Origin of the sequence: Vibrio metschnikovii CIP 69.14 (genome assembly GCF_000176155.1) — a bacterium.
Lineage (GTDB): Bacteria > Pseudomonadota > Gammaproteobacteria > Enterobacterales > Vibrionaceae > Vibrio > Vibrio metschnikovii.
Window position 1 is genome coordinate 624,978 of record NZ_ACZO01000006.1, and the last position, 17,148, is coordinate 642,125.

Consider the following 17,148-nt stretch of genomic DNA (forward strand, 5'->3'; position numbering starts at 1 on the left):
AACTCAGTTAGCCTAAGGTAAGAAGGAAAGTAGTGTTAATCGTCTTTAGTGAATTTATCTTCGCTAAAGTGCTCAAGATCATAGGGTGTTTGTTGATAAACACAATAATTAAGCCAGTTGGCAAATAATAAGTGCCCATGGCTTCGCCAGCTCGCCCGTGGTGGCTGCTCTGGATTATCATCAGGATAATAATTGAGTGGAATTGGCGGTTGCAAACCCTCTGCAACATCTCGCACATATTCTTGATGTAGGGTATCGGCATCATACTCGGGATGACCAGTCACAAACACATTTCGTTTATCTTTCGTTGCCGCTAAATAAACGCCTGCAATGCTTGATGTTGCAAGCAGATCGAGATCCGTATGTTGCTCTAGATAATCAGCGGCGAAATCAGCATAACGAGAGTGTGGAGCGAGGAAGGTATCATCGAATCCTCTTAGTAAAGGATGAAAAGGCTGATGAATCTCGTGCTGATAAACCCCAGAGAGTTTTTCTTCTCGAGTGCGTTTGGGAAGGTTATATAGCAGTTTTAACCCAGCTTGCGCAGCCCAACAAATGTATAACGTTGAAGTGACATGATGTTTGGCCCAATTCATGACGCGCTGTAGATGATCCCAGTAAGCGACATTTTCAAATTGAACCAATCCAAGCGGCGCGCCAGTAATGATAAGGCCATCGAAATTGCGTTGACTGACTTTATCAAATTGACGATAGAAAGCATTAAGATGGGCTTCCGGTGTATTTTTACTCGGACGATCATCGATGCGTAATAACTCAATATCAACTTGCAAAGGGGAATTAGACAGCAGTCGTAAGAACTGTGTCTCGGTTTCAATTTTTTTGGGCATTAAGTTTAAAATTAATACCTTAAGAGGTCGAATACCTTGTGTCGATGCACGAGATTCAGACATAACAAAGATGTTTTCTTGGCGTAGCACATCGGTTGCAGGTAGTTGATCGGGGATCTTAATTGGCACGGCTTGCTCCCTAAGCTAATGGACGTCTATACTTCTAGACTTATAACCTATGCAACTTTAAAAGTCGATAGCTAAGTGATATCTATCATGGTTATTTATTTAACTTCGATAAGGAATAAGATAGAGGAAGGATATCGTGTTAATAGCGATAACAGATGCATGTATACCCAAACAACTTGGAGTTGCAGGTAGGCGGCAAGTGAGTGAGTCCCCATGAGCATAGATAGACTCTATGATTGGGGTGAAAAAACGTAGTCAACATTCCTGCAGCTTCAAGTAGGAAGGGTATAGCAGGGGAGCGATGGCGATAAAACAAGGGCTGGTGGGCTGTTCAAGCAACCGAAGTCATTCTCTTGTTCTTATGATGTCATGCTAGCTCAGGATAAGAAAGTTTGTAGAACTTTCATTATCCTGAGTAGAGATTAGTTAGTCATGATGAGCGAGTTTTCCTTTGCCGGTTCGACGGTATTGCCACCACGCTAGCCAACCCCAACCTAAGGTTTGTAACCAAAGCAGTGTCCATTGTGGTGCAATTTGCCACCATTCCGCACCCATTTGATTAAGAGCAAGAAAACCTTGTATTCCTGGGGTGCTTGGAAATAGGCTGGCCAGCCAAGTGATAGGGGGCGGAATCGCTTCTAGTGGCCAAATAAAGCCAGAAGAGAAAACTAAAGGCATCGAGCTGATTAAGACGACAACGGTGACGAGCTCTCGCCTTGGGGCGAGCGAACCAAGCCAGATACCGAGAAAACAAGCACTCAATAAAAAGGGCAATAAAAGTGTCAGCAATTGCCCCATATTGGCGAGAGTACTGATACCTAAACGACTAAAACTGGCTCCAAAGTAATACATACTGAGGAGGTAATAACAGGCGACAAACAGTAGCGTTCTTATTGCAATCAGTCGAAGTGGAGAGACGCGCTGCCAGTAGCCTTTACCCTGTTTTTGGGTGCCGACCATTAACCCCACCGCCATAATCAATGTTTGATGTAATATCAGCACAAATACGCCGGGCACAACGTAATCGATATAACCCATTTTAGGGTTAAAAGTGGGCTTCATATTCGATTGTAGTGCCGACCAGTGTTCCGTCGCGAGACCTAAAGGCTCTCCATCGACGACCAAGCGCGCGACTTTCGCTTTCGCTGATAAGGTGCCACCAGCTTGAACCAATCCCTCTACCACCGTGCCATAGACCAGAAAGTACGCCGCGTCTCCGGCATAGGCTAGCGTTGGGCTTTTACCGAGCAGTAAATCTTTATAGAAATGTTCAGGGATCACCAAAATACCACTCACTTCGCCAGCTAAAAAGGCTGCTTTGGCATCCACGATCGAGTGATTTCGCTGGATGATTTTTATCTGTGGGGTAGCATCAACCATTCGCTCAAGTTGATAGCTAGTCTGGCTTTTATCTAAATTCACTACAGTAATGGGTAATTCACGAGGGGTTTGTTGGCTATACGGTAATGGATAGAGAAAAGAATAAAAAACCACACCACCGATCATGGTTAACATCACGACAGGATTAGTTATCAGCGCTTTTAACTCGGCTTTGAACAGATTAAACAGAGTCATGATTACTCCTTAGCGCGGTTTCTTTGCTTTGATGTTTATTAATAAGCACGAGCGTGATCACTAAAGGGAGTAGGTAACCGAGCATTGGCCATAAATGCTGAAGTGACTGCTGAGCGTTCAGTCCATAATTGACTTGGCTGATCTGCACTTCAATATAATGACTGATGGGTAACAAACTTCGCCAAGCGAGCGCGACGCTACTCATATCTGAGGCAGGGAAAGTGACGCCCATAAACGCAAAGCTCGGTGCGGTAAATGCACCCGCAAAACTCATAGCTCGAGCAGGGTCAAGGGTTAAAAAGTAAAAAAAACAGCCCATAATCATACAAGCTAAAATAGTCACCATCTGAGCAACAATGATGATTGAGAATCTACCGTGCATCGGCCATTGCATGGCTTGATAGAACCAAATTAAAAATCCAATTCCCTGAAGTAGGAAAATGACAAAATAGGGAGCCAGTGTTTTACTCAGGTTTCGGAAAGGGTGAGCCGCTAACCAACGTTGTAGACCATATTCACGATAATTTGCCGTTAAAATTAAAATTGTCGCGACCACGATAAAAATTTGCCACAGTGCAGGAACCGCCGCAGAGACTAAAAATTGAGCATAGTGATTATTTTTATTAAACAGTGGAGTCACTTGAGTTCGAACAGGCACCGCTTGTCCCAAAGCGCTCAACAGGGTTTGATCGCCTTTTGCTAAGGTTCTAGCTCCATCCAGTTGAGCGTTAAATGTTCCTTGGGCTTGAAGAACCGCTGAATTGATTAATCGCCCAATCAAAATATATTGGCTATTGTAAAAAGTACTGACTTGAGGCTGCTCCCCACGATAAATACTTTTATCAAACTGAGTAGGAATAACGACGTAAGCATAAATATCACTTGAGATTAATGCTTGTTTCGCTTCCGAGGCACTTTGATAGTGGCGTGTTACCGATAAGGTTGATGTAGCATCCAGTTGACGAACCATTTGCCGCGATAATTGGCTGTGTGATAGGTCGACCACACCTATCGGTAAATGATGGAGGATACCTTGGGAAAATATCCACCATAATAGCGCCGCTAGAGTAATGGGCACCCAAGTCAGACATGAGAGTAGCCAGTGATCGTGACGTAACAACTGCCACTGTGAAGGGAGACGGTTTGACATGGTCTTATAACTCAACAGCAACACTCATGCCCATTCTTAACCCATCAACGGGTTGTGTGGGACGAGCCTCAACTTCAAAGGTCCTTAGATCAAATCCTTGTGATGAGTCCGTTGAGCGCCAAGTGGCAAAATCGCCCATTACTGCGATGTGGGTCACGGTAAATTCAACATACTTATCCAACGCAGGTAAGAATGCTTTGAAGCTTGATCCTTGTTCAAAGTGGCGCAGTAGATCTTCTCGGACATTAAATACAGCCCAAGAGTCGGCGCGATCAACAACCGTAACAACCGGAAAGCCTTGTGGTGCGAGTTCACCGGCTTGCATTAACACCTGAGACACTTCACCATCAAACCAGCTTTCAATGCGAGTATCAGCGGGCATAAGCTTCTACTTCAGCCACTGCACCTGCGGCCATGCGTTCATTTTCAGAAGCGGCGAGTATGGTCTCTTTACGAGCCCCTTCTTTAGCCATTTCATACATTTGTAGAGCGGCATTTTCACTGTATCTGGCTGCACGCCATTGAGTATTGGCTTCATCTCGTCTTTGCTCAGCAACAACGCCTTGTTCGAAGAGATTATTCACTCGTAAATAGGTTTTTTCAGCCAGATCAGCCGCCGCTTTTGCGGTTAGCCATTGGTCTCTTGCTGCTTGTATTTGTTGGCTACGTGAACCCGTTTCCGCTTCTTGAGCTAATGCGCCAGCCGCTCTTTGCCCCGCCATCGCTTGTTCTAACTTAGCTTCGATTTCCGGACTATGAATGGTGAAAATTAGCTGACCTTTGCTGACGAGATCCCCTTTGCGAACAAAGACTTGATCGATACGTCCCGGCACTTTGGATGAGATACTGTATTGTTGAGACTCAATTTGTCCTTGGAGACGAATGGGTTGAGGCTGATAAGCTTGATAAAAGCTATAACCTATCCAAGCGACGGCGGCGATGACAGAAATTACAATAACAGAAGATTTAACCGCTTTCATGAAGGTTCCCTTTGTGAATCGACAAGGTGATTGGGCAGCATCGTTAAAGGAACTGCCATCTGCTTATAATGAGAGAAAGTTTGCATCTCACTCGATAAGGCTAAAAGCTTACTCAGAGAAATGAGATAGTTAAAACCAGCCACGGCTTGTTGAGTTTTAATGCTGGCTAAATAAAGTTCGGCATCGACAACGTCAAGCGAAGTGGCCAGACCTTGATTAAAGGCTTTTTGACGTAATGATAAGTTTTCTTGTGCCAAGCGTAAGCTTGAATTAAGCCCTTGTGCTTCTTCTAGAGCTTGTTCGGCTTCTTTATAGGTTTTTTCAACCAATACCGTTAAATCTTGTTCTGCTTGGGCGCGCAAATAGCGGACTTGTGAGACTAAGCTATTGGCTGCTTTCACTTGGTGGCTACGCCCAGTATTTTCAATTAAAGGCACACTGACGCCAACGCCAACGAGCCAATCGGGTTTCATTTGGCCCGCTAATGAGTCATCCTCATGTAAGCTATAGTTACCAAATAGATACACCTCTGGGTAGTATTTCCCTTTCTCAGCCTTGATAAGGCTATTGGCTTGTTTCTCTTTTGCGCTGAGCAGATCAAGGCCAGGATAGGTTGCTAAGGTTTGCTGTATAAAAGCACTCAAAGGAGGAAGGCTTTGGTTAATAAACAGCTGTCCACTTGGTTCAACAGGCTGATGTTGATTAAGTATTTGAGTTAAAGCACTTTGTGCAATATCTAAATCTTTTTCTGATTTTTTACGATCAATCGTTGCCTTATCAAGGGAAGCTTCGGCTTGTAGACGCTCAACTAAAGCGATTTGACCTTGTTGCTCAAGTTTAAGGGCCTTATCTCGATGCTGAGTCAATCCTTGCTCAACGGCAAGCCGAGTTTGTAACACTTCGCGTGCTAAAACCACACTAAAGTAGTACTTGGCTAAATCTTCGTAGCGTGCTTGGGTTACCATCGCTAATTGACTTTGTGCTTCTTCTTTTCTGCCTTGAGCGGCCGTTTGAGCGGCGGTAATACGTCCACCGGTAAAAATAGGCCATACCGCTCGAATCGAAGAACTAAAAATATCACGTTCAGTGATCGTTGAGCTAAGGGACCCCAATTGATTTAATGGCGGCGGCAAGGTCGGTAAGTGAGCCCCGCTGCTGCCTACAATTTGTTGTACGGATAAAGTGACATCTTTATCAAGCCGAGTATAGCTGGCTCCTAATGAAACCGAAGGAAGATTAAGATTTGCCGTAGAATCTTGGAGGTGCTGATAGTGCTCCACACTGGCTCGTTCGGCGGCTAATGAGTGGTTGCTTTGCTGCAAAATATCCCAAGCTTGCTGAAACGAAATCGGCATGGCATGGACAGAAGCACTACCCAGCAACGAGCACAACGTCAAAGTAATGGTTTTTAGCTTCATGTTACCGTTCAGAGTTCGATTTAGAGTGATTACTCTATAGTAGCGAGTTTTTTTTCGAGAGAGTAGTATTTTGTTGTAACAAGAGTTCAAAGCCGATTCGTTACTACGAATCAGCTTTGATTTATCGATGAGGGAAATGGGGACAGAAGAAATCTGCTCGCCAAATCAATTTCTTCGTGCCTTGCATCGTAGTGAGCACATCCTTGCCCGACATTTGTGGAAAAGCGAATAATACGCGGACTTGTTCATCGTTTTCTACCGCCAGTTCGTAAGCCCGAACATGAGTAAACGTTGACAGAAGATGCTCGCTTAGCATGTCTCGTGAAAGGCATATACCTAAAGCATCTTTTTCCATAATGACTTTCCTCCTGACGATGTAAAATGAGATAAGTCAATCGTTCCTAATCTATTTAAATGATTATGATGAATAGGGAATGATTGATGATTTAACACCTCACTGCACTTATCAGTATATAGAAGAACGTACCTGTTGAGTAAAAAATAAGCGACATTATAAGTGATCGATGTCACATATTGATATGCAAAAGAGTTTCTATTGAGGTGTGATTTTTCCCATTTTAGTGGGTTAATCATTGGTTCTGTGGTGCTTCTTTTACAACTACTCATCTATATTCATAGACTTGCTGGCAATAGCACGGTTTAAGGGAGCCATGGCGGATTAACGAGAGACTTTTTTCTTGGTAATTGGGTATAGATAACAAATTAAATAAACAATCTACCCCATTATCATTTTCTTTGGACGACTTGCGTATATACTACAAAAAGGAACGAACTTAACGCTTTGCCGAAAAGATGTGAATGATTATGAGCAATCCAAATAATACAATTTTATTAGAAAGTGGTACTAATGAGCTGGAAATTATTGAATTCCATCTAGAAAAACTATTACCTAGTGGTGAGACGAAAACCTGTTACTACGGGATTAACGTTGCCAAAGTACGAGAAGTCATTCGTGTACCTGAAACCACCGATTATCCCAATGCACAGCCTCACATGATAGGGGTCTTTTCTTCTCGGGAAATATTAACACCCTTAGTCGATCTTGCTGGTTGGCTTGGTGTTCCCACTCGCCCAGATATTAAGAACAAATACGTTATAGTGACCGATTTTAACCGTATGACAAACGGATTTTTAATTGACAGTATTAGTCGAATTCACCGTATTTCGTGGAATGATGTTGAGTCACCGAGTCAATTTTTAGAAGCTGGTGAGCAAGACTGTGTCGTTGCCGTCGTCCGTAAAGACAAAAAGCTGATCATGATTTTAGATTTTGAGAAAATCATTGCTGACATCAACCCAGAATTAAGTATGGGTAAATACGATGTTAAAATGGATCGTTCGATTGATTTAAATCAGAAAATGGTCAGCAAACGCAATGCTAAAACGATCATGGTAGTCGATGATTCGGCATTTATTCGTAGTATGATTCAAGAAACGCTGAGTTCAGCTGGTTATAACGTGATTGCTTGTAAAGATGGGGGAGAAGCGTACGAAAAGCTAATGGATATTCAGCGTGTGGCCAAAGAAGAGAATACCTCCGTTAGTGAGTTGGTAAATGCCATCGTGACTGATGTAGAAATGCCGCGTATGGATGGGATGCATTTAGTCAAACGGTTACGTGAGAATGAAGCATATAACCAAACACCAATCATCATGTTCTCATCATTAATGAGCGATGATAACCGAGCTAAAGCGCTTGCTCTAGGTGCTAACGACACTATCACTAAACCTGAAATTGGTAAGATGGTCGGTTTGATGGATAGTTTTATTTTTTAATAATAATCAATATAGCGATAAGCTTCTCGTTAGCGTTGTATAGATAAAGAATAGGTACTATGGCGAACGTCTTTATTATAGTTGCTCTTTTGGTTGGTTTTTTTCTATTCATTCAAAAATATTTAATTCGTAATGATGATAGTAAAGATTACACTTACAAAAAAAGTGGTCCGTTACTGAATGCCGCAGAAAGTACCTTTTTTAATGCATTAAGAGCCGCCGTCGGTGAGCACGGTATTGTGCTGGCAAAAGTAAGCATGACCCATGCTGTTATGCCCAAACCATTGAAGAACAAAAAACAATGGTTTATTGCTCATAGCCGGATTGCTAAGCATTATTTTAGTTTTGTGGTTTGCGATGCAAGAACGTTAGAACCACGAGTCATCATGGAACTCGATGATGGAAAACCGTTAAATAAAGGAAAAATAGAGCGACAAAAGTTGTTACTGCAAGTATGTCAGTCAGCTAATATTCCATTAATTGGCGCCAATATTAAATACAGTTATCAAGTGGGTAAACTACGCCGATTGCTTGCCGCACATATTGATCTTATTGAGCCGGATAAAGAAGTTCGTTTTTGTAAGCGTTGTGGTAGCCCAATGGTCATCAAGACAGCCAGCCAAGGTGAGTTTAAAGGCCGACGATTTTTCACTTGTAGTCGTTTACCTCATTGTACCTATACTGAGAATTATAACGTTGTTTTTGAAACTGATGAAGCTGAACCGGTATCCGAAATAAAACGGCTAAATTGAATCAGCTTGTGAAAGTTCAGTATAATCTTTGCTGGCTGATGATTGACAAATACAGACTTGATTTCGGCCATTTTTTTTCGCTTTATACAGTTCCATATCCGCTAATTTAATTAACTCATTCAAGTTATCCCCGCTGCGATACTCACAAATACCGACACTGAGTGTTAACTGGATAGCTTGTTGTTTAGAAAATGAGTAATTAGCAACAAGATTGCGTAGCCTTTCGCCGATTTGCTCTGCCTGTAACAGTGAATGATCAAAGAGAGTAATACAAAACTCTTCCCCACCAATTCGAAATAAGTTTTTCTCCCCAACATGTTGAGCAAATAATCGACATGTTTCTACTAGCACTTTATCGCCAGTATCATGGCCAAACTGATCGTTGATTTGTTTGAAGTAATCTAAATCAATAATCAATAAGCAAAGCGAGGTATTTGGGCTCTTGTTTTGCTCAAAATAGTCAAATGCAGAATGCAGCGAAAGTCGATTATGAGCTCCAGTTAATGGGTCTCGAGTGGCTAAATGAGTCAGCGTAAATTCAATTTTATGGCGATTAGATTCATAAAGATGAGCAATAAACCAAAGGCCGCTATAGCAAAAACTAAAATTAATCAGTATAGGTATGGCATTAGGATACGATGAGTAGGGGAGCTGAATAAACAAAAGGCAACTGATGATCACGACGATCATACCGGTTACTACTCCGCCTAGTTTCTGACCCAGAAAGACGTAAAGTACCACCGGAGCCAATAAGCCCCATATAAAGGTCCCATTGCTAATCGGTTGTAGATAAGTTGCTAACACTATGATCGTTAATAGGACACAAACGTAAGACTGAGCATGGCGCTCAGAGTAGTCATTCTGTTTAGCGTATTGATGAACATAGAAAGAGTAGCCTGAAAACAGAACTTCAATACTCGCTAGGCCGAGTGCTTGATGGTAGGCAACGTTGAAGACTGCCATAGAGAGAGCAATAAAACACAAAAATAAGCTCAGTCCGCGAAGTACGGACGCTCTTAGCGTTTGTGAATGATTAAACAGTTTTGCATCCATGTTCTGCCGACTCAATTGCATATTCGTTCGAATAGCCGTTATAGTACCCATTTGCCTTCACCAATCAACGTTATTTTTGAATCCAAATCACAAAAAGAGGAGCTAGTTCTAATTAACGGCCTTTTTAATTTTTGATGTGACCCGCTTTTTCTCTTTTTTTATGACTTACTCACGACCTACTATAAAGGGGGGATGACTATAGACTTAGACAGAAAGATTAGATGATAACGGTTATTTTAGAGCAAAAAACCAGCAAGTTGATCGCGTAAGAGTCAGTTGATTCAAAAATAGTAAAAATCCACTTGCACTGAGTAAAATCAATCGCTAATATCCACCCCGTTCTCAAGTGATGCGTCCGTAGCTCAGCTGGTTAGAGTATCGCCTTGACATGGCGGGGGTCGGTGGTTCGAGTCCACTCGGACGCACCAATGTGAACAAGAAAAAATTTGGGTCTATAGCTCAGTTGGTTAGAGTACTACCTTGACATGGTAGGGGTCGGCAGTTCGAGTCTGCCTAGACCCACCAAATTTTAGACAAAGCCCGCTCTCAGCGGGTTTTGTTGTTTCTGCCCCTAAATTCCCTTTCTTGTTCTCCCTTACTTTTTTACCGTTTTCCACACGGTCAATGATCTAGCAATATCTGTTAATGCCTATCATTAGTATTCAATAGCGTTTAATGATTGATTATTGTTATAATATTACAATTTTCTCATTCAGTTTCTTCTTCTCAATCAACAAACGAGTTTAATCCAATGATAAAACGCCCACCGGTTGCTCTTCTTAATGATTGGCAGCTTCTTTCCCCGGCAGGAAAAGTTTTGGTCGCGAATAGCCTAAGTTTTAACTTAGGTTTCTATATGTTGATGCCTTATTTAGCTGACCATTTACAAGGTTTAGGCTTAAGTAGCGCCTATATTGGACTGGTTATCGGTTTACGAGTTCTTAGTCAACAGGGGCTATTTTTAGTTGGAGGCACTCTCGGTGATTGGTTTGGTTATAAACCGATGATTTTGTTTGGTTGTATAGTTCGTATTGTCGGTTTTTTGATGCTTGCCTTGAGTGTTGAATTACCGTGGATTATCGTTGGAGCTTTCGCCACTGGATTTGCTGGCGCACTGTTTACACCGAGTAGTCAAGCGTTTCTGGCTGCGGAATATCCTGAAAATCAACAACGAAATCGAGTCTTTGCATTACAAAACCTTGCTAGTGAAGCCGGCATGTTATTAGGGCCTTTGCTTGGTTTGATGTTATTAAGCGTTAGTTTCATGTTAGTCGGGGTGTTATCTGCTGGTATTTTTGCCCTCTTACTGTTGTTGCAATGGTTTTTTCTACCGGCTCAAAAACATAAAATAAACCGCTCAGCTCAACAGCCATTTTGGCGAGATTGGCTAGAGATGTTACGCAATAAACCTTTTATGGCCTTTGTGATGGCCGCTTCTATTTATCAGGTGTTATTTCATCAACTGTACATGGCGATACCTTATCATGCGCGCGTAGAAACTAATGACCCTAGCATTATTACTTGGGTATTTATGGTTTCGTCACTGATGGGGGTGACACTACAAATGATAATAAGCCGTTGGATAGATCGCTCATTAGGCACAGCAAAAGGGATGGGATGGGGAATGTCACTGATGGGAGGAGCATTCTTAATCCTTACTCTATCTTTTCCGCTTTGGCCTGCATTACCGTTTGTTTTATGCGCCGCATTACTCAGCTTTGGCTCAATGATGGTTTTTCCGTTACTGAGCGCTTACGTGCCTAATTTTGCTTCCTCAACGAAATTGGCTAGTTATTACGGTTTACAAGCTTGTATTGGCGGTATTTTTGCGTTTATTGGCAATAGTCTCGCGGGGTGGTTGTTAGGTTTAAATTTTTCAACCAACTGGATCTGGATAACATTAGCCTTATTAGGTGTTTTCTCTGGTGTATGGCTGCATCGACAAACGTCACGCTCATCGTTTTAAAATCGTAAGGTAAAATTCAAGACTTGTTTAACCACTCAAAGTTCGTCGTGCATCGAAACTTAGCACGATGAACTTTGAGTGCCCGCAAAAAGCCAGTGATAGTTTTTGAGCTCCCCTGTTTTATTTAAGGAGCTTTCTAGCTCCAATAACATTCACTGAACTGACCGCAAACACGGATAATGTTATTAACGCCAGTGATGGCGCAAGAACGACCCAATAACTACGTTCAATGTAGGGCATCCCTTCGGCAAGAATTCTCCCCCATTCAGGGCTTGGTGGCATAGCGCCTAACCCCAGAAAACCAAGAGAAGCAAGAGCGAGGGCAATACCAGGCACTCGTAACATGGCATGACGTAATAATGGTTTGATGACGGCTGGCAAGATATAAAATAGATTACGACGAATCATTCCAACGCCAATAAGTGGTAACATTTGGATATAAGGTCTAGCTCGGACTTCGGTTGTTAGCGTAGCAGCATGAGCAGCAAGAGGTGCCCAACTGATCAGGATGACGGATAGAGCTGCGCCGTACAATCCGGGTCCATAGACTGCTGCGACTAATAAGCCGCTTACTACAGGAGGCAACGCGTTGGCGACTTCAATCGGGCCGGTCATTAATCGTGGAAATTGACCAATCAATAAACCAATAAAAAGGCAACTGATGGCAACGCCAACGGCCAATAAGCAAGTATAAAGACTTCCATGAGCGACCCTAGCCAATAGATCGCGTCCCATGGCATCTGCACCAAAAGGCAGTAGTAATGAAGGGGGTTCGAGTCGCATAAACTCAATGGCATAAGGATCACGCCCCAAGCCAAATAACATCACACTGGCTAATAGCATGATGCATAGCATTGGGGTTCGTCGTGTACTCTTACCCATAGTGATATTTGATTCTTTAGGTAACGGCATCGCGCCTTGTGTCAGTGCTCGGCCTAGCAGTAAAGCTTTGGTGATGTTCACCGCAACCCCAACCATAAACGCGAGCAAAAGAATCAACAAAATACCCAGTTGTAACGTCGGTAGATCTTTCGCAATGGCTGCTCCTAGCGTTACTCGTCCTAAGCCGGGGATAGCAAACACTTTTTCCACCGCAATCGCTCCACCTGTTAGTGATACGATTACTAAACCAATCATTGGTAGAACGGTAGTCAAGGCTCGTTTGAGAACGGCTAAAATGATATGAATACGGCGAATACCTGCAACGCTCCAAGTTGCTACCCAAGCTTCAGTAAAAACTTGTGCAATGGCATCAGAAAATAAACGGCCTAGATAGCCGCCAGCAGGAATACCTAATGCTAAAGCAGGCAAAATAGTATAACTAAAACCATACCAACCGAAGGGTGGTAACCAGCGTAACCATACCGCACCCACCAAAAGTAGTAACGAAGCGAGAAGAAACTCTGGTAGTGCAGTTAACCCAACAGCAAGAATGCCGTTGCTTCGATAGGCTTGTCCTTTTAATCCTCGACGAAGTGTTGGGGTAACTAAAAGTGACGCGATCACAAATGCTACCCCAAGAGCCAGAACCATCAGCTGCAACGATACGCCTGCAGCACTTAACATGTCATTAAGAATCGGCTTGCCAGTGACCCAAGATGTCCCTGGGGCACCTTGTAACAGATTAGTTAGCCAGTGGAACATTAGTGAAAATGGTCCTTGATCTAACTCTAGAGATTGGCGGATAGCATTAAGTGTTTCCTCACTTGGGTTTTGTTCTGCTGAACGTGCTCTTAATAAAGCTAAGGCGGGATCTTGTCCGGACAGCCAAGGCAGCAAAGCAATCAGAACAACAACGCCCGCCATGGTAAAAATACGTGAACAAAGCGTAATTAAAGTGGGAGTATTGATGCTTGATAATCGCCATGGTATCAACGTTTTTTGCGTGAATTGTTGTGTTGTCATCATGGATAGCGATGCCTTTATTGTGATGTTTCAATGATTGTGCTCAGATAAGTCTGATTACTGATTAAGGTTCGCTCTCGGGGATCACGATCAGCATGACGAACGTAAGCGGATTCTCCTTGAATAACCCGCTCATGTAGCATAGGAATAGCCGCATCACTAGCTAAAATCAGTGCTTCAGCGTCGATGATAGCTTGTTGTCTTTCTAAACCTGCAGGTAATTCAGATGCTTTTTCCAAAGCATTATCAATCTCTGACTGGCAGAGCTGCGCAATATTGAACGAACCTTTACAACTGAAATCACTGTACATATAAGCAACGGGATCGCCAGAATCGAGTACGGTTGCCCGAGAGAGAATAAAGGCATCAAATTTTCCAGCTAAAGCATCCGCTTCGATTTGAGAATACTCACGAACCACTTGTCTGACCTTAAACCCAGCTTGAGTCAACTGTTGTGCCAAATAGACCGCCACTTCCGGTAGTTCCGTTCGGTCGGTAAACGTAGCTAAAGTGATGATCGCTCCATTAGGATGACCCGCTGGCGTTGGATGCTTGATTGGCTGGCGTAATTTCGCCGCCCAAGGGATAGCTGGGCCAAGTAGACCTTGGGCAATATCAGCACGTTTTTCATAGACAGTATTGACGATTTGCTCTCGATCAATTGCATCACGAACGGCAGCTCGTATTGCCGGGTCTGCCATTACTCCTTGGCGAGTATTCAGATACAAGGTATTGGTACGAGGCATCGGCACTTCATGAACTAGGTTTGGATCTAATAAAGGTGCTTGAGATACAGGGATTGCTTCAACGATATCAACAGAACGAGTGCGCAGTGCTGAAGCTCGGGCGAGGCCATCAGGTACAAAACTGACGTCAATACCAGCCGCTTTTGCTGGTTCTCCCCAATAGTCTTCAAAACGATTTAATTGAGCACTACTCGTGCCATGAACATTAACCAATACAAAAGCACCGGTACCTGTATTAATAGGATTAATAACGCCATTATCACCATAAGCATTGTGTGACAAAATCGACAGCTGTGGACTAGTTAAACGTTGCGGTAGCAGTGGGTCTGGCGTTGCAGTATGTACGATTACCGAGTATTCACCGTCAGCCTCAATAGTCAGATCAACGCCATCCAAAATACGAGGCTTAGGTTTTGCTGTTGCTGCGGTATTGAGAGCATTGACAACAGCCTTGGCATTAAAAGGCGTACCATCATGAAATAGAACTTCAGAGCGTAACTGAAATCTCCAAGCTGTAGGGGTAAGCCTATGCCACTCAGTTGCTAATGCCGGGGTGAGATTGCCCTCATCGTTTAAAATAACCAGTGTTTCGGCTGTGCTCCATCGGGACAATTTAAATGCATCATCACTTAACGGCGTTAAGCCGGAGCGTGGCGGGAGTAACATCGCAAGTCTAATTCGATTATTATCATTTTCAGCTAAGGGGACCGTTTTGTTATCTGAGTCAAAACAGCCAGTTAATAAAAACAAAGGGGCAGCAAGGCCAAATATTAATCCAATTTTTACCTGTAGCATCGCGTTGTGAATCCTTAAATAATCAAACGGTGTGGGAAGATGATTGGTCGTGGAGATGGTGGAAATCAATTCTAGGTACGGCTTCGATTAATTTTTGGCTATAAAGGTGCACTGGTGATGCGATCACCTCACCGGTTGCACCATCTTCAATAATTTGTCCTTGGTGCATGACTAGCATTCGCTCACATAAATCCGATACCAGAGAAATATCATGGGTCACGACGAGTAATCCCATCTGGTTTTCATGACAGACCCTTTTCAGTAACGACTTAATTTGCTCTCTCAATGGGAGGTCAAGGCCACTGGTTGGCTCGTCTGCTAATAGAAATTTAGGTTGTATAATCAATGCACGAGCTAATGCAATCCGCTGAGCTTGACCGCCCGAGAGTTCACCTGCCTTCTTATAAAGAATACTAACAGGTAACTCGACTTGTTTAACGGCACGCTCTAAGGCGGCTTGACAAGGTTTCCCTACTGCCAATCGTTTAAGCGGTTCTGCGAGCAATTTTGCTACGGTTTGAGTGGGAGGCAAGGCGGTATGAGGGTCTTGTGGAATATATTGTACCAAACGTCGATAATGTTTTAGTGTTTGCCAAGGTGAGTGGATAATGGACATTCCCGCACAATGTATTTGTCCCGTCTGCGGTGCCGCTAAACCTAGGATCAGCTTTAATAGTGTCGATTTGCCACTGCCTGACTCTCCAACTAAGCCAACACGTTCTTGTTGTCCGATGGATAGCGAAAGAGAATCAATGATGGTGTGTTTTTTTTTCGCAGTTCTATAACTGTAATTTAATGCATTGAGCACAAGAAAATATGCATGCGGATCAGTATGTTTTAGCATGCACTCGCCACTCTTGTTGGTATGATAAGCTCATTGAGGTTGTGGTTGCTTGCCGCTTTAACCAGTTGCTGGGTATAGGGATGAGCGGGGGAGGTGAGAAGACCGTTCATGCTGCCGGTTTCTACAATACGACCATTTTCCATCACAATTGCTCTTTGGCACAGTTGAGCCGCGACATTAATGTCATGAGTAATAAAGAGCAGAGAAAGGCGATGGCTATGCAGCTGTTGATCGTGATGACAACGCTCACCGCAACATTGCTGAAGTAAAGTGATGATCTGTTTTTGATTAATGACATCGAGTGCGGTTGTTGGTTCATCGGCGACGAGTAGGCTTGAGCCACTTAACAGCGCAAAAGCAATACATAAACGTTGTCGTTGTCCACCGGAGAGCTCACAAGGTAAACGAGACAGGAGATCATCACTATTAGATAATTGCATTTTATTCATTAGAGTTTGCAATTCATGCTGCGAACGAAGGTGAGTACTAAGCAGCATTTGTTTACCGACACTCATCAGTGGATTGAGTGCGCTAAAACTATCTTGGAAGATCGTTGCGGCGGGCCAAAATTGGCTGTTGTGCAATACTATCGCCATCGAAATCGATTTCTCCCTCAATCTCGCAGTAAGGAGGTAAAGTACCACTGATTGCTCTAGCGGTCAGTGATTTACCAGACCCTGAAGCGCCTAATAACGCGACGCGTTCCCCTTGATATAGCTGAAAGTTAACGTTGTTTAAAAGTAGATTTCCATCAATACGTAAACTTAAGTTTTTGACATCTAAAATCTTTTTTTATTTTTCATTATATTAACTTTCGGGCTGGTCTGTTTAATATGTTATAACATAACTATGTTGGCATGAATGCGAATGTCTTTCAATTTTATTTTTGTATCATTTCAGAAGTTCACCTTCGCTTCATTGAATAGGTGTCGCTACTACGATCGTCATGTTTATTATTGTTTATCCCCTTCCTACTTGAAGCTGCAGCGGTGTTGGTTACGTTCGTTCACCCCAATCATAGAGCCTATCTATGCTCATGGAGATGAACTTACTTGCCGCCTATCTGTGCAACTTCAAGTAGTGCGAGTATATTAAGCTAGATAAATGAGAACAGCCGATAATATTTGAATAAGTGTGCTACTGTGCGGTCTCTCCTTACCGCTTAGTAGGGACTTCTTTTCTTTTCCGAT

General features: G+C 43.0%; 12 protein-coding genes, 2 tRNA genes and 2 pseudogenes. 5 read left to right on the forward strand and 11 right to left on the reverse strand.

Annotated features, from left to right (window positions below; genetic code table 11):
- Window positions 1–35 precede the first annotated feature (35 nt).
- From metA to VIB_RS06380, 6 genes and pseudogenes are all read right to left on the reverse strand, one after another.
- Window positions 36–977: a homoserine O-acetyltransferase MetA gene (gene metA / locus VIB_RS06355; RefSeq protein WP_004395144.1), complete on the reverse strand. Its 942-nt coding sequence runs from the start codon at window positions 975–977 to the stop codon at window positions 36–38.
- Window positions 978–1,403: 426 nt separating this feature from the next.
- Window positions 1,404–2,552, reverse strand: coding sequence for an ABC transporter permease (locus tag VIB_RS06360; protein ID WP_004395145.1), 1,149 nt, complete (start codon window positions 2,550–2,552; stop codon window positions 1,404–1,406).
- Entirely contained in the window at window positions 2,539–3,702 is a 1,164-nt protein-coding gene (locus VIB_RS06365; protein WP_004395146.1) for an ABC transporter permease, read from the reverse strand. The genes VIB_RS06360 and VIB_RS06365 overlap by 14 nt, the downstream gene beginning before the upstream one ends.
- A 4-nt stretch (window positions 3,703–3,706) precedes the next feature.
- Window positions 3,707–4,682, reverse strand: a pseudogene (locus VIB_RS06370) (HlyD family secretion protein).
- Window positions 4,679–6,100 (reverse strand): TolC family protein, encoded by a 1,422-nt coding sequence (locus tag VIB_RS06375; protein WP_040904265.1) that lies wholly within the window; start codon window positions 6,098–6,100, stop codon window positions 4,679–4,681. The pseudogene VIB_RS06370 and the gene VIB_RS06375 overlap by 4 nt, the downstream one beginning before the upstream one ends.
- A 121-nt stretch (window positions 6,101–6,221) precedes the next feature.
- On the reverse strand, window positions 6,222–6,455 hold the full coding sequence (locus VIB_RS06380) for a hypothetical protein (protein ID WP_040904267.1): 234 nt from the start codon (window positions 6,453–6,455) through the stop codon (window positions 6,222–6,224).
- Window positions 6,456–6,925: 470 nt separating this feature from the next.
- Here VIB_RS06380 and VIB_RS06385 point away from each other — a divergent pair, with 470 nt between their 5' ends.
- Together VIB_RS06385 and VIB_RS06390 are read left to right on the forward strand one after the other, a co-directional pair.
- Complete coding sequence (locus VIB_RS06385; RefSeq protein ID WP_040904797.1) at window positions 6,926–7,897, forward strand: chemotaxis protein; 972 nt, start codon at window positions 6,926–6,928, stop codon at window positions 7,895–7,897.
- A 59-nt stretch (window positions 7,898–7,956) separates the two neighbouring features.
- On the forward strand, window positions 7,957–8,649 hold the full coding sequence (locus VIB_RS06390; protein ID WP_004395149.1) for a DUF2726 domain-containing protein: 693 nt from the start codon (window positions 7,957–7,959) through the stop codon (window positions 8,647–8,649).
- On the opposite strand, the gene VIB_RS06395 is transcribed toward VIB_RS06390, so the two are convergent.
- Window positions 8,641–9,753, reverse strand: a complete 1,113-nt coding sequence (locus VIB_RS06395; RefSeq protein WP_004395150.1) for a GGDEF domain-containing protein — start codon at window positions 9,751–9,753, stop codon at window positions 8,641–8,643. The two genes, VIB_RS06390 and VIB_RS06395, sit on opposite strands and share 9 nt — an antisense overlap.
- Before the next feature lie 300 nt (window positions 9,754–10,053).
- Between VIB_RS06395 and VIB_RS06400 the strand changes: the two genes are divergently transcribed.
- The 3 genes from VIB_RS06400 to VIB_RS06410 all read left to right on the forward strand — a co-directional run bounded on the left by VIB_RS06400 (window position 10,054) and on the right by VIB_RS06410 (window position 11,668).
- A tRNA-Val gene (locus tag VIB_RS06400) sits at window positions 10,054–10,130 on the forward strand.
- A 20-nt stretch (window positions 10,131–10,150) separates the two neighbouring features.
- Window positions 10,151–10,227, forward strand: a tRNA-Val gene (locus tag VIB_RS06405).
- Window positions 10,228–10,453: 226 nt separating this feature from the next.
- Window positions 10,454–11,668 (forward strand): MFS transporter, encoded by a 1,215-nt coding sequence (locus VIB_RS06410; RefSeq protein ID WP_004395151.1) that lies wholly within the window; start codon window positions 10,454–10,456, stop codon window positions 11,666–11,668.
- A 120-nt stretch (window positions 11,669–11,788) separates the two neighbouring features.
- Here VIB_RS06410 and VIB_RS06415 read toward each other — a convergent pair whose 3' ends face one another.
- From VIB_RS06415 to VIB_RS18190, 4 genes and pseudogenes are all read right to left on the reverse strand, one after another.
- Window positions 11,789–13,576, reverse strand: a complete 1,788-nt coding sequence (locus VIB_RS06415; protein ID WP_004395152.1) for an ABC transporter permease subunit — start codon at window positions 13,574–13,576, stop codon at window positions 11,789–11,791.
- A gap of 14 nt (window positions 13,577–13,590) precedes the next feature.
- Window positions 13,591–15,114, reverse strand: a complete 1,524-nt coding sequence (locus tag VIB_RS06420) for an ABC transporter substrate-binding protein (RefSeq protein WP_004395153.1) — start codon at window positions 15,112–15,114, stop codon at window positions 13,591–13,593.
- 22 nt (window positions 15,115–15,136) lie between these two features.
- Entirely contained in the window at window positions 15,137–15,958 is an 822-nt protein-coding gene (locus VIB_RS06425; protein ID WP_004395154.1) for an ABC transporter ATP-binding protein, read from the reverse strand.
- A pseudogene (locus tag VIB_RS18190) lies at window positions 15,952–16,744 on the reverse strand (ATP-binding cassette domain-containing protein). Before VIB_RS18190 ends, VIB_RS06425 begins: the two are co-directional and overlap by 7 nt.
- Between the last annotated feature and the right edge of the window lie 404 nt (window positions 16,745–17,148).